Consider the following 13,101-nt stretch of genomic DNA (forward strand, 5'->3'; position numbering starts at 1 on the left):
CGCCCAGGAGCCCGCTCAGACGGGCGGCACCAGATCGCTCTCGCTGACGGTGTACGTCAGCGGCGGGTAGACGAAGTCCGTCTCGTCGTTCTCGCGGCGGCGCAGCCGGTAGAACGCGCGCCGCTGCTCCTCGTCGGCCAGGGTGAGGCGCGCGCCCCGCGGGAGGTGGGGGTGTCCGTCGGCGAACCGGACGGAGGTCCTCGACGTCCGGAAGGTCACGCCCAGCCACGGGTTGTCCGCCGTCGGTCCGGAGGCGTCCAGGACGATCTTGTGCCGGAGCCGCCGGTTCGTCGCGACGGAGAAGGCGACGACGCCGTTGTGCGCGAGGGGCAGCTCGAACGTCTCGCCGCCGGAGTCCTTCGGCGCGAGGACGAGCTTCCTCGGCGCGCCCGCCCCGGGGTCCCGGTAGCAGGAGAAGACGGCGATGAACGATCCGTCGGCCAGGTCGAGGGCCTGGTCGGAGTGGGCGCCCATGGTCCTGTACGCGTTCGTGCAGGTCTCGGCGAGGGCGTTGTCGAAGCCGGCCGGCAGCGCACCGTGCTCCCGGACCTGCCGCGCCAGCCGTTCGTGCACCGCGCGGAAGCGCTGCGCCGGGTGGGCGTACCGCGTGGTCGTGCGCACGAGGGGGACGCCGCCGTCCTCGTCGACCCTGGTGAGCACGGCGCCGCGCCGGCCCTTCCCCACGTCCTCCCAGCGGATCGACGCGGACAGCTCCTCGAAGGGGTTCTCCTCGATCGGCAGCGCGTACGTGAGGATCCCGGCCGCGAGCCCTGCCTGATCCGAAGGAGACGGCCTAGACCCGGGGCGCAACGTAGTCTCCCGTGTTCATGCTGAAGGGGAATCCGTCGCCGTAGTCGACGAAGGACGAGGTCCTGTTCTCCTCGGCGTACAGCCGGCGCAGCTCGTCCATGCCGGCCTCGGTGGGCGGCTCCAGTGCCACCGGGCCGCCGGCCTTCTTGAGGAAGGTGCGGCCGTCCCGGTGGACGGCCTCGGCGGCGGAACAACGCACCACGTATCCCAGGCGGGTGGGGAGCGTTCCGGCGTCCAGCGCCGAGGGCCGGATCTCGTGGGTGTACAGGCGGTTGGTGGACAGCGGCACGAAGAACACGGAGCCGGGGTGGAGGGTCAGCGTGAACTGCGGCGGGAGCGGCCGCCCGTGGTGGTCTCCGGCCGGCTCCTTGAGGCGGAAGCGGAGCCTGGTCAGCCCGCTGACACCCTTCACCCCGTGGTCGAAGGGGGCGTCGTCCAGGGGCCGGAGCCCGTCGAGCCCGTCGTAGAAGGTGCAGAAGGCCATGACGCCGTTGGCGGGCATGTCCTTGGTCTTGTCGGCGTGGGAGGAGATCCTCGCCTTGGACTGCCTGCGCTCCTCGGTGGCACGGGTGTTGTGGTAGATCTGCGCGAGGACGTGGTTGAGCGGGGCCTGGTCCCGGAAGACGGCGGCGGCCTCGCGGTTCAGCGCCTCGACGATGCGGGTGTCGGTCGGGCCGAAGCCCTCGGTGGGGCCCGAGAGGTTCGTGGAGCACCGGAGCAGGCGGAAGTGGAGCGCGTCGCCGTCGCGCGTGACGGGTGTCAGGTAGATGCCGCTGCGGTGGGCCGTCCCGGGCTTCGTGGACTCCGCCAGGGACTGGAACGTGTGCTCCGCGCGGATCCGCGCGAAGTGGTCGTCGCCGGGCTCGAAGAAGCGGGGGTAGTAGACGCCGACGCCGTGGACGCGGAGGGGGACCCGGCCGGCGCCGACGGGGGTCCATGGCGCCGCGGCGTCCTCGGGGTGGCCGTGCGACAGCTCCCGGACGGTGAACACCCGGGCGGCCGGGCGCAGTCGGCGGGCGTCGATCCCGGAGAGGTCGCCGCACAGGTAGACGGTGGCGCCCGTGAGGTCGGGCGCGGCGGAGGCGAGCCGCTCCGGTGTGATCACGGATCCGAGGAAGTCCCTGACCGTGTCGTGGTCCCGCAGCGCCGGAGGCGCGACCAGGAAGGTGGCCGCGTCCTCGATGCGGGCCTCCGCCGGCTGTGTCGTACGCATGGAACGGCCCCCGCCCTTCGTCCTCGTTCTCTCGTGCTCGCGCTCGTGCTCGTGCTCGTGATCTCGTCCTCGTCAGGAAGCGTAGACGAGAGGGTCAGGAGTCCTGGACGAGCAGCCGGCCCCGGGTGCCGTCCCGCGACACGAAGGCGAAGAGCCGGGGCGCGGAGCCCAGCAGGAGGGAGAACGGCGTCCAGTTCGCGTCCAGTTGCAGGAGCAGCCGCCAGGCGTCGCCGTCCGGCCGGTCGTCCCCCTGGAAGTACGCGGGCGTTCCGCCGATCTTGTCGGCGTCGACCGGCTCGGCCCCCGGCGGGGTGGGGTCGGGGACGGGGCGCAGGGCGACGGTGAACTCCGCCTCCGCCCCGTCGGCGTCGTACAGCGTCGGTCCGGTCGTCAGCGGGCGTACGGGCCCGGCGTAGGTGCCGCCCGGCTGCACGATCACGGCGTTCTCGCCGCCGTCGGGGTCGATGACGTCGGGGTCGAAGAACGTCTCTCCGTGGTCGGCGTGGGTCACGAAGACGTAGGCCAGTCGCCCCTGCCCGGCGGGGCCGAGCACCGGATCCAGTGCGAACTGGCCGACGAACCGCATCGGTCTGTCCCATGCCTCGCTGACCGGCCACTGCGGGCCGGTCAGCCACACGGGCCGGCCGCCGAACTTCGTGGTCGGCGTGGAGACCGGACGGTCCGCCGGGATGAAGCCCTCGATGCGCAGTGCCGTCGCCATGACCGGCATCCTGCCAGGGGGCGGTGACATCGCCGCGGGGCCCGGCGCCCGCCGACGGTGTCCCGCCGCGGCGGGGTCAGGACAGCAGGGCCGGCGTGGCCGCCGTCAGCACGGACTCGATCCGGTGCCAGGTCTCCTCGTCGCGGGCGACCGGCGGGAGGGTGTCGCCCTCGCCGGTGCCCCAGGCGGTGGCGACGGCGACCGGGTCCTCGCCGGTGGCGGCGGCCGCCGCGAGGGCGGCGGCGCCGAGGGCGACGAGTTCGCCGGCGGCGGGGACGACGAGGGGGCGGCCGGAGAGGCGGCGGACGGTGTCGGTCCAGGTCCGGCCGCGGGCGCCGCCGCCGATGAGGCGCAGCGGCCGGTCGCGCACGGCCGGGTCGGCGGGGTCGAGGCCGCAGGCGGCGAGGAGGCCGTCGAGGGCGCGGAGGACGGTGAAGGCGGCGCCCTCGTAGGCGGCGCCGAGGACCGCGCGCGGGTCGGTGGTGTGACGGAGGCCGGTGAGCAGGCCGGAGGCGGCGGGGAGGTCGGGGGTGCGCTCGCCGTCCAGGTACGGGAGGACGACCGTCCCGCCGCCGGGGAGGGCGTCCTCGCGGTCGAGGCCGAGGAGGCCGGCGAAGCGGTCGACGGCGAGCGTGCAGTTGAGGGTGCAGCCCAGGGGCAGGTGGGTGCCGTCGGCGGCGGCGAAGCCGGCGAGGGCGGGGTCGGCGGGGCGGGTGCGGGTGGCGGCGAAGACGGTGCCGGAGGTGCCGAGGCTGACGACGGGGTGGTCGAGGAGGCCGGCGGCGCCGAGGCCGAGGCCGACGGCGGCGGCCATGTTGTCGCCGGTGCCGGCGGCGACGGCGACCGTGCGCGGCAGGCCGAGGGCGTCGGCGGCGGCCGCGGTGAGGCCGCCGACGCGGGTGGCTCCGGTGGGGGCCACGGCGGGCAGCCGTGCCGCGTCGAGGCCGAGGAGGTCGAGGAGGGCGGGGTCGTAGGCGCCGTCGGCGGTGGCGTACCAGCAGGTGCCGGAGGCGTCGCCGGGGTCGGTGACGGCCTCGCCGGAGAGGCGTTCGGTGAGCAGGTCGTGCGGGAGACGGACGGCGGTGGCGGCCTCGGCGTGGTGGGGTTCGTGCTCGCGCAGCCACTGCCACTTGGCGGCGGTCATGGAGGCGACGGGGACGGATCCGGTGCGGTCCAGCCAGGCCCGGGGGCCGCCGAGGAGGTCGGTGAGGGCGGCGGCCTGGGGGGCGGAGCGGGTGTCGTTCCAGAGGAGGGCGGGGCGCAGCGGCCGGTGGCCGGCGCCGAGCACGACGAGTCCGTGCTGCTGGCCGGCGACGGCGATGCCGGCGACGGCCTCCGGTGCGGTGCCGGCCTCGCGGACCGCCGCGCGGACGGCGGTGACCAGGGCCGTCCACCACTGTCCGGGGTCGCTCTCGCGGGCGCCGCCGGTGCCGGTGACGGTGTGCGGGGCACGGCCGAGGCCGAGGACCTCGCCGGTGGCGGTGTCGACGGCGACGGCCTTGGTGGACTGCGTGGAGCTGTCCACGCCGATCACGACGGAGCGGCTGACGGGCACGCCCTCACCTCATCTCATCTCTGTGACCTCGGGGGGTCTGGCGCCGCGGGGCGCCGGTGGCGTATTAGTTATCTCAGAAAACAAATCCGGCCGCCAGGAGAAGGACCCACCATGCCCGAGCGTTTCTCCCCCACCCCCGAGGACCGTTTCACCTTCGGCCTCTGGACCGTCGGCTGGCAGGGCCGCGACCCCTTCGGCGACGCGACCCGCCCCGCCCTCGACCCGGTCGAGTCGGTCGAGCGGCTGGCCGCCCTCGGGGCGTACGGCGTCACCTTCCACGACGACGACCTGATCCCCTTCGGCGCGCCGGAGGCGGAGCGCGACGCCGCCGTGAAGCGGTTCCGGGACGCCCTCGACCGCACCGGCCTCCAGGTCCCCATGGCCACCACCAACCTCTTCACCCACCCGGTCTTCAAGGACGGCGCCTTCACCGCCAACGACCGGGACGTGCGCCGCTACGCCCTGCGCAAGACGATCCGGAACATCGACCTGGCCGTGGAGCTCGGCGCGCGCGTGTACGTCGCCTGGGGCGGGCGCGAGGGCGCCGAGTCCGGCGCGGCGAAGGACGTGCGGGTGGCCCTGGACCGGATGAAGGAGGCGTTCGACCTGCTCGGGCAGTACGTCACCGAGCAGGGGTACGAGCTGCGGTTCGCGATCGAGCCGAAGCCGAACGAGCCGCGCGGCGACATCCTGCTGCCCACCGTCGGCCACGCCCTCGCCTTCATCGAGCGCCTGGAGCGGCCGGAGCTGGTGGGCGTGAACCCGGAGACGGGCCACGAGCAGATGGCGGGGCTGAACTTCCCGCACGGCATCGCGCAGGCGCTGTGGGCCGGCAAGCTCTTCCACATCGACCTCAACGGCCAGTCCGGCATCAAGTACGACCAGGACTTCCGGTTCGGCGCGGGCGATCTGCGCCAGGCGTTCTGGCTGGTGGACCTGCTGGAGTCGGCCGGATACACCGGCCCGCGCCACTTCGACTTCAAGCCGGTGCGCACCGACGGCTTCGACGGCGTCTGGGAGTCGGCGAGGAACTGCATGCGCAACTACCTGATCCTCAAGGAGCGGGCGGCGGAGTTCCGCGCCGATCCCGAGGTCGTGGAGGCCCTGGCCGCCTCCCGGCTGCCCGAACTGGCCGTGCCCACCGCCGCCGAGGGTCTGGCCGGGCTGCTGGCCGACCCGACCGCGTACGAGACCTTCGACGTGGACGCGGCCGCCGCGCGCTCGATGGCCTTCGAGCGGCTCGACCAGCTGGCCCTGGAGCACCTGCTCGGCGTACGGCGCTGAGCGCCGGAACCCCGGGCCCGGCGCCTTCCCGGACTCCGGCCCCGGGCCCCGGGAGGGCGTCGCCGGGCCCGGGCACCCGGGCCGGCGCCGGCGGGCGATGAGGGCGGCGCGGCGGACGCGACCCGGCTGCCGCTGACGGCGGGCCCGGTGGAGGCGCCGGCGAACGTGCCGGTGCGGGCGCGGGCCGCGGACCCCGTCGGCGACCTGGCCTCCGTGCGCCGCCTGGTCGCCCGGACCCGCGCCCTGCGACACTACGAGCCGCAGGGCGACGGCGCCGCCTGGGACCGGGCCGCCGCCCGATCCGTACCGTCCCCGAGGAACTGCCGATGCGCGTCGCCCTCTTCGTCACCTGTGTCAACGACGCCGTGTTCCCGTCGACCGGGGTGGCCACGGTCCGCCTGCTCGAACGGCTCGGTGTGGAGGTGGACTTCCCCGCGGCGCAGACCTGCTGCGGGCAGCCCTCGTTCAACACCGGCTACCGGCGGGAGACCGAGCCGCTGGTCCGGCGCACGGTTCGCGCCTTCGAGGGGTACGACCACGTCGTCGTGCCGTCGGGTTCGTGCGCGGCGATGGTCCGCCACCACTACCCGGCCTTCGGGCCGGAGGCGGCGGCGCTCGGGCCGCGCACGTACGAGCTGACCGAGTTCCTGGTGGACGTGCTGGGGGTGACGGACGTGGGGGCGTACTTCCCGCACGCGGTCACCTACCACCCGTCCTGCCACGGGCTGCGGATGCTCGGCCTCGGCGAACGCCCGCGCCGGCTCCTGGAGTCGGTGAAGGGGCTCGACCTGCGGGAGCTGCCGGGGGCGGAGGAGTGCTGCGGCTTCGGCGGCACCTTCGCGGTGAAGAACCCGGACGTGTCGGCGGCGATGGGCGCGGACAAGGTGGCGAACGCGGTGGCGACCGGCGCCGAGGTGCTGTGCGGCGCGGACAACTCGTGCCTGCTGCACGTGGGCGGCGTCCTGAGCCGGCGGGAGGCACCGCTGCGGGCGGTGCACCTGGCGGAGATCCTGGCGAGCACGGAAGAGGAGCCCTGGCGATGAGCGGAGTCTTCGTCGGCATGCCGGCCTTCCCGGAGGCCGCCCGCGAGGCCGTGCGCGACGAACGGCTGCGGGCCAACCTGCGGCACGCCACGCACACGATCCGCGACAAGCGGGCGCGGGCCGTGGCCGAGCTGGACGACTGGGCGGAGCTGCGCGAGGCGGGGAAGCGGATCAAGGACCGGACGCTCCGTCACCTCGACACGTACCTGCTGCGGCTGGAGGAGGCGGTGACGGCGGCGGGCGGCACGGTGCACTGGGCGGCGGACGCCGCCGAGGCCAACCGGATCGTGACGGAGCTGGTGAGGGCGACCGGCGAGACCGAGGTCGTGAAGGTCAAGTCGATGGCCACGCAGGAGATCGGGCTGAACGAGGCCCTGGAGGCCGAGGGGATCCGCGCCTACGAGACCGACCTCGCGGAGCTGATCGTGCAGCTCGGCCAGGACCGCCCCTCGCACATCCTGGTCCCCGCCATCCACCGCAACCGGGGCGAGATCCGCGACATCTTCCGTGCGGAGATGGGGCAGTGGGGCAGGCCGGCGCCCGAGGGGCTGTCGGACGAGCCCGCCGAGCTGGCCGAGGCGGCCCGGCTGCACCTGCGGGAGAAGTTCCTCCGCGCCAAGGTCGGGATCTCCGGCGCGAACTTCATGGTCGCCGAGACCGGCACCCTCGTCGTGGTGGAGTCGGAGGGCAACGGCCGGATGTGCCTCACCCTCCCCGAGACGCTGATCTCGGTCGTCGGCATCGAGAAGGTGGTGCCCACCTGGCGGGACCTGGAGGTCTTCCTCCAGACGCTCGCCCGCTCCTCGACGGCCGAGCGGATGAACCCGTACACGAGCATGTGGACCGGCACGACGGACGGGGACGGGCCGCGGACCTTCCACCTCGTCCTGCTCGACAACGGGCGCACCGACGCCCTCGCCGACGAGGTCGGCCGGCAGGCGCTGCGGTGCATCCGCTGCTCGGCCTGTCTCAACGTCTGCCCGGTGTACGAGCGGGCGGGCGGGCACGCGTACGGCTCCGTCTACCCCGGTCCCATCGGCGCGATCCTCACCCCGCAGCTGCGCGGCACCGCGAGCGAGGTCGACGCCTCGCTGCCGTACGCCTCCTCGCTCTGCGGCGCCTGCTACGAGGTGTGCCCGGTCGCCATCGACATCCCCGAGGTGCTGGTGCACCTGCGGGAGAGGGTCGCCGGGCAGGGCGGGAAGGGGCACCGGCTGGAGAAGGCGGCGATCAGGGCGGCGGGCTGGGTGCTCGACCGCCCCGGGGTCCTCGCGGCGGGTGAGCGGGTCGCGTCGAGGACCCGCGCGCTGCACCCGAGGAAGCTGCCCGGCCCCGGCGCCCGGCAGTGGTCGGAGAGCCGCGACCTGCCCGCCATGCCCGCCGAACCCTTCCGTGACTGGTGGAGGAAGAACCGCCCCGAAACCCGTCCCGACGACCGCCCCGACGACCGTCCCGAAGCCCGTCCCGACGACCGCACGGGAGACCGACCATGAGCCAAAACTCCCGCGAGCGGATCCTCGCCCGGATCCGGTCCGCCGTCGCGGACGCCCCCGAGGCGCCCGAGGTGCCCCGGACCTACCTCCCGCGCCACATCGCGGACGACCCGGACGCGGTCCTCGGCCTGCTCCACGAGAACCTCGCCGACTACCGGGCCCGGGTGCACCGCACCGACCCGGCGGGGCTGCCCGGGCTGATCGCGCGGCTGCTCGACGAACGCGGGGCGCGGAGCGTCGTCGTCCCGCCGGGGCTGCCGGAGGAGTGGCTGGCGGAGTCCGGTGCCGAGCGGGTGGCCGACGGGCCGGGGCTCGCGCCGGAGGCGCTGGACGCGGTGGACGCCGTGGTGACGGGGTGCGCGCTGGCGGTCGCGGAGACCGGGACGCTGGTGCTCGACGGCGGGCCGGGGCAGGGACGGCGCGCCCTCACGCTCGTGCCGGACCTGCACCTCTGTGTCGTACGGGCTCCGGAGCAGGTGGTGGCGTCGGTGCCGGAGGCGCTGCCCCGGCTGGATCCGCGGCGGGCGCTCACCTGGGTGTCGGGGCCGTCGGCGACCAGCGACATCGAGCTGGACCGGGTGGAGGGCGTGCACGGGCCCCGGACCCTGGAGGTCGTCCTGGTCCGGGGCCCGTCGTGAGGAGGTTCAGGCCGACTCGCGGATCACCAGCTCCGTGGGGAGGATGACGGTCGCCGGGTCCTCGCCCGCTATCCGGGCGAGGAGGGTGCGGACCATCTCGGCGCTGATCCGGTCCCAGGGCTGCCGGATGGTGGTCAGCGGCGGCTGGGAGGAGAGCGCGGCCGGGGAGTCGTCGAAGCCGCCGACGGCGATGTCCTCGGGGACCCGCCTGCCGGCGCGGGCGAGGGCGTCGAGGACGCCCTGGGCCATCAGGTCGGAGGCGACGAACACGGCGTCGACGTCGGGGGCCCGCTCCAGGAGGGTGCGGGCGGCCTCGGCGCCGCTGGCGCGGCTGTAGTCGCCGGTGACGACGAGGTCCTCGTCGACGGGGAGCCCGCAGGCGGTGAGCGTCTCGCGGTAGCCGGCGAGCCGCTCCACCCCGCCGGGGGTGTCGAGGGGGCCGGTGACGGTGGCGATCCGGCGCCGGCCGGTGGCGTGGAGGTGGCGGACCATCTCGCGGGCGCCGTCGCGGTCGTCGGCGGCGACGTACCCGATGCGGGTGGTCTGGCCGAGCGGCTTGCCGCAGGCGACGACGGGCACGCCGGCCTCGTGGAGCCGCGCCACGACGGGGTCGCCGGAGTGGCTGGAGACGAGGAGGACGCCGTCGACGTGGCCGGCCTCGATGTAGCGGAGGTTGCGGCGGCGCTCGTCCTCGGTGCCGGCGATCATCAGGATCAGGGGGATGTCGCGGTCGGCGAGGGCCTGGGTGCAGGCCCTCAGGAGGACGTTGAAGTTGGGGTCCTCGAAGAAGCGCTCCTGCGGTTCGGTGAGCAGGAAGGCGACCGAGTCGGACTTGCCGGTGATCAGCGAGCGGGCGTGCCGGTTGACGACGTACCCCGTTCTGCGGATCGCGGCGTCGACGGCCGCCTTCGCCGCCGGGCTGACGTAGTGGCCGCCGTTGAGGACGCGGGAGACGGTGCCGCGCGAGACGCCCGCCTCGCGGGCCACGTCGTGGATGGTCGCCGGCCGGCGTCTGCTCGCTGCTGGGCTCATGCTGTGTGTTTCCCCTCGTTCCCCTGTGCTCAGGACTTTACGGCGCCGGACAGCAGGTCGAGGCTCCAGAACCGCTGGATGACGAGGAAGAGGGCGATCAGGGGGACGACGGCGAGCAGCGCGCCGGTGATCACCAGGGTGTAGAGGGCGGGCTGGCTCGCGCCCTGCTTGAGGAGGGTGAACAGGCCGACGGTCATGGGGAACTTCTCGTCGTCGCCGAGCATGATGAACGGCAGCAGGAAGTTGTTCCAGATGGCGACGAACTGGAAGAGGAAGATCGTCACCAGGCCGGGGCCGAGCATCGGGACGGCGATCCGGGTGAAGATCCGCCATTCGCCGGCCCCGTCCACGCGCCCCGCCTCGACCAGCTCCGCCGGGATGGCGGCCTCGGCGTAGATGCGGCCGAGGTAGACGCCGTACGGGGAGAGGATCAGCGGCAGCAGGACGGAGAGCCGGCTGTCGGTCAGGTCGGCCTCGGCCATCAGCAGGTACTGCGGGACGGCGAGGATGACGGGGGGCATGAGGACGCCGGTGAGCATGACGTTGAAGAAGAGTTCCCGGCCGCGGAAGCGGTAGACGGCGAGGGCGTAGCCGGCGAAGGCGGAGACGACCGTCGACAGGAGGGCGCCGAGTCCTGCGTAGAGGACGGAGTTGCCCATCCAGCGCCAGTAGATGCCGTCGCGGTAGGCGGTGAGGTCGCCGAGGTTGCCGGCGAAGCCGCTGCCCGGGAGGAAGGTGAAGGTGGAGAACAGCTCGTCGTCCGCCTTGGTGGCGGCGACGACGACCCAGGCGACCGGGAGCAGGCAGTAGAGGGCGCCGAGGATCAGGGCCGCGGTGGGCAGCAGCGCGGTGCGGCGGGGGCTCGGGGGGCCCTGCGGGACGCCGGGGGTGGTGCCGGCGGCGGGGGCCGCCTTGCGGAGCGTCGGGGAGGCGGTCCCGGTCATCGGCCGGCTCCTTGCGTGGTGCGGCGGCTGGAGATCCTGAGGAGGGTGAAGGAGAGCGCGAAGGTGGCGAGGGCGAGGACGACGGCCGTGGCGGAGGCCGCGTGGATGTTCCCGCCGGTGAACGCGTCGTTGTAGACCTTCATCAGGGGGCTCCAGGTGGAGGGGATGCCGTTGGTGAGCGGCTTGAGCGTCATCGGCTCGTTGAAGACCTGGAGGGTGGCGATGACGGAGAAGAAGAAGGTGAGGACCAGGGAGGGCAGCACCATCGGGATCTTGACGCGGAGCGCGATCTGGAGTTCGGAGCAGCCGTCGAGCGTGGCCGCCTCGTACACCTCGGCGGGCAGGGCGCGCAGCGCGGTGTAGATGACGATCATGTTGAAGCCGGTGCCGCCCCAGACGGCGATGTTGGCCATCGCGAGGTAGAGCGGGCCGCCGTCCATGAGATCGGGCTGCGGGAGGCCGGCCTTCTCCAGGAGGTGGTGGAAGGGGCTGACGTCCGGGAGGTAGAGGAAGCCCCAGAGGACGGCGGCGATGACGCCGGGGACGGCGTACGGGAGGAAGATCGCCAGCCGGGCGAAGGAGCGGCCCCGGACGCGCCGGGAGTCGAGCAGGAGCGCGAAGAGGAGGGCGAGGCCGAGCATCACGGGGACGACGACGGCGCCGTAGCCGAGGACACGGAGCGCGCTGGCGAGGAACTCGGAGTCGGTGAGGGCGGAGGCGTAGTTCTCCAGGCCGGCCCAGACCTCGGACTTGGCTCCCTTGCCGAGGCCGAGCCCCTTGATCTCGATCTTGTGGAAGCTGAGCCAGACCGCGTAGCCGATGGGCAGCGCGAAGAAGAGGGCGAAGAGGACGGCGGCGGGGAGGAGGAAGGCGTAGGGGGCGCTTCGCGCTCGTCTGGGGGTGGCGGTGGGCGACGGGTGGGCGTACGGGGCGCTTCGCGCTCGTCCGAGGGTGGCGGTGGGCGACGGGTGGGCGTACGGGGCCGCCTCGGCCCCGTACGACCGGGGCGCGCCCTGGGAGGGCCGCGTCACTTCGCGACCTCGAAGCCCTGCTTGCCGAGGTCGGTCACCGTGGTCTCCTGGACCTTGGCGAGGGCGGCGCCGAAGGCGGGCGCGGTCCTGGCCTTGGCGGCCTTGCCGAACTCGTCCTTGAAGGCGGTGTAGGCGACGTTCACGTTGGGGCCCCAGGCGGCGGGGGCGGTGGTCTTCGCTATCTCGGCGGCCTTCGGGTAGAAGTCGGGCTGGTTGGCGAAGTAGTCGGGGGCCTTGGCGAGGGCGCCGCTGGTCTGGGCGGCGGTGGCGGCCGGGTAGATGCCGCTCTCCCGGACGAGGGCGGCCAGCGCCTCGGGGTCGGTGTTGAGCCAGGTGGCGAACCGCGCGGCGGCGGCCTTGTGCTTCGAGTCGCTGGTGACGGCGGTGGAGGAGCCGCCCCAGCTGCCGGTGGCGTTCTCGCCCCGGTTCCACTGCGGGAGGGGGGCCATGGCCCACTTGCCCCTGGTGTCGGGGGCGGCGGTGGTGAGGGTGCCGGGAGCCCAGACGGCGGAGACCCAGGCGATCTGCTCGCCGGTGTTGAGGGCCTTGTTCCAGGCGGGGGTGTACATGGGCTGGTTGTCGATGGCGCCCTCGGCGACCAGGCCGCCCCAGAAGTCGGTGACCTTCCGGGTGGCGGCGTCGTCGATGCCGACCTTCCAGGTGTCGCCCTCGAAGGTCCACCACGCGGCGCCGGCCTGCTGGGAGAGACCGGCGAAGAGGCCGGAGTCGTTGGCGGAGAAGGTGGTGAGGGCCTTCTCCGGGGCCTTCTTCTTCAGGGCGCGGGCCGTCTCGGCGAACTCGTCCCAGGTGGTGGGGACGGTGAGGCCGTACTGCCGGAAGAGGTCCTCGCGGTAGAAGAACATCAGGGGGCCGGAGTCCTGGGGCAGGGCGTACACGGCGTCGCCGCCGAAGGTGGTCTGCTGCCAGACGCCGGGGGCGAAGTGCCGCTCGACGCCCTCGACCTCGGCGGCGATGTCGGCGAGGGCGTCGTTGCTGACGAGGGTCGGCAGGGCCTGGTACTCGGCCTGGACGAGGTCGGGGCCCTTGTGGGCCTTGGCCGCCGTGATGATCTTGGTGACGAGGTCGTCGCCGGACGCCTGCTTCTGCACCGTGACCTCGATGTCGGGGTGCTTGGCGTTCCAGAGGGCGGCGACCTTGTCCATGCCGGGCGCCCAGGCCCAGTAGGTGAGCTCGACGGAGCCGGACGCCGCGCCCGCCTCGTCGCCGGAGTCGGATCCGCAGGCGGTGAGCGCGGAGGCGCCCAGGAGGACGGCGGTGGCGGCGGCGAGGCTGCGGCGCGTGATCTGGGGCATGGGTGGGTTCTCCCTGACCGAAAG

12 protein-coding genes are annotated in these 13,101 nt (G+C 73.8%); 4 read left to right on the forward strand and 8 right to left on the reverse strand.

From position 1 onward, the window contains the following. Nucleotides 1–15 precede the first annotated feature (15 nt). From ACFVU3_RS05130 to xylB, 4 genes are all read right to left on the reverse strand, one after another. Nucleotides 16–810: a hypothetical protein gene (locus tag ACFVU3_RS05130; RefSeq protein WP_390063790.1), complete on the reverse strand. Its 795-nt coding sequence runs from the start codon at nt 808–810 to the stop codon at nt 16–18. Then, complete coding sequence (locus tag ACFVU3_RS05135; protein ID WP_390063791.1) at nt 794–2,023, reverse strand: hypothetical protein; 1,230 nt, start codon at nt 2,021–2,023, stop codon at nt 794–796. Before ACFVU3_RS05135 ends, ACFVU3_RS05130 begins: the two co-directional genes overlap by 17 nt. 94 nt (nt 2,024–2,117) lie before the next feature. Further along, nucleotides 2,118–2,744, reverse strand: a complete 627-nt coding sequence (locus ACFVU3_RS05140; RefSeq protein ID WP_390063793.1) for a hypothetical protein — start codon at nt 2,742–2,744, stop codon at nt 2,118–2,120. A 76-nt stretch (nt 2,745–2,820) separates the two neighbouring features. Beyond that, a complete protein-coding gene (gene xylB, locus ACFVU3_RS05145) occupies nt 2,821–4,299 on the reverse strand; it encodes a xylulokinase (protein WP_390063795.1) in 1,479 nt (492 codons plus the stop codon). Nucleotides 4,300–4,410: 111 nt separating this feature from the next. Here xylB and xylA point away from each other — a divergent pair, with 111 nt between their 5' ends. From xylA to ACFVU3_RS05165, 4 genes are all read left to right on the forward strand, one after another. Next, the gene (gene xylA / locus ACFVU3_RS05150) at nt 4,411–5,583 is read left to right on the forward strand and encodes a xylose isomerase (RefSeq protein WP_390063797.1); all 1,173 of its coding nucleotides are present in this window, start codon (nt 4,411–4,413) and stop codon (nt 5,581–5,583) included. A gap of 326 nt (nt 5,584–5,909) precedes the next feature. Continuing rightward, nucleotides 5,910–6,626: a (Fe-S)-binding protein gene (locus tag ACFVU3_RS05155; protein WP_390063798.1), complete on the forward strand. Its 717-nt coding sequence runs from the start codon at nt 5,910–5,912 to the stop codon at nt 6,624–6,626. After that, nucleotides 6,623–8,119 carry a LutB/LldF family L-lactate oxidation iron-sulfur protein gene (locus tag ACFVU3_RS05160; RefSeq protein ID WP_390063800.1) on the forward strand — a complete coding sequence of 499 codons (1,497 nt, stop codon included), beginning with the start codon at nt 6,623–6,625 and terminating at the stop codon, nt 8,117–8,119. The genes ACFVU3_RS05155 and ACFVU3_RS05160 overlap by 4 nt, the downstream gene beginning before the upstream one ends. Beyond that, nucleotides 8,116–8,757 (forward strand): lactate utilization protein C, encoded by a 642-nt coding sequence (locus tag ACFVU3_RS05165; protein ID WP_390063801.1) that lies wholly within the window; start codon nt 8,116–8,118, stop codon nt 8,755–8,757. Before ACFVU3_RS05160 ends, ACFVU3_RS05165 begins: the two co-directional genes overlap by 4 nt. Before the next feature lie 6 nt (nt 8,758–8,763). Here ACFVU3_RS05165 and ACFVU3_RS05170 read toward each other — a convergent pair whose 3' ends face one another. Genes ACFVU3_RS05170 through ACFVU3_RS05185 form a run of 4 tightly spaced genes read right to left on the reverse strand, consistent with a single transcriptional unit; the run spans nt 8,764 to nt 13,077 of the window. Then, nucleotides 8,764–9,789 carry a LacI family DNA-binding transcriptional regulator gene (locus tag ACFVU3_RS05170; protein WP_390063803.1) on the reverse strand — a complete coding sequence of 342 codons (1,026 nt, stop codon included), beginning with the start codon at nt 9,787–9,789 and terminating at the stop codon, nt 8,764–8,766. A gap of 29 nt (nt 9,790–9,818) precedes the next feature. Further along, a complete protein-coding gene (locus ACFVU3_RS05175; RefSeq protein WP_390063805.1) occupies nt 9,819–10,733 on the reverse strand; it encodes a carbohydrate ABC transporter permease in 915 nt (304 codons plus the stop codon). Beyond that, entirely contained in the window at nt 10,730–11,764 is a 1,035-nt protein-coding gene (locus ACFVU3_RS05180; RefSeq protein WP_390063807.1) for a carbohydrate ABC transporter permease, read from the reverse strand. The genes ACFVU3_RS05175 and ACFVU3_RS05180 overlap by 4 nt, the downstream gene beginning before the upstream one ends. After that, complete coding sequence (locus ACFVU3_RS05185; RefSeq protein ID WP_390063809.1) at nt 11,761–13,077, reverse strand: ABC transporter substrate-binding protein; 1,317 nt, start codon at nt 13,075–13,077, stop codon at nt 11,761–11,763. Before ACFVU3_RS05185 ends, ACFVU3_RS05180 begins: the two co-directional genes overlap by 4 nt. Nucleotides 13,078–13,101 lie beyond the last annotated feature (24 nt).

The sequence above is a fragment of the Streptomyces sp. NPDC058052 genome (genome assembly GCF_042885515.1).
Classification (GTDB): Bacteria; Actinomycetota; Actinomycetes; order Streptomycetales; family Streptomycetaceae; genus Streptomyces.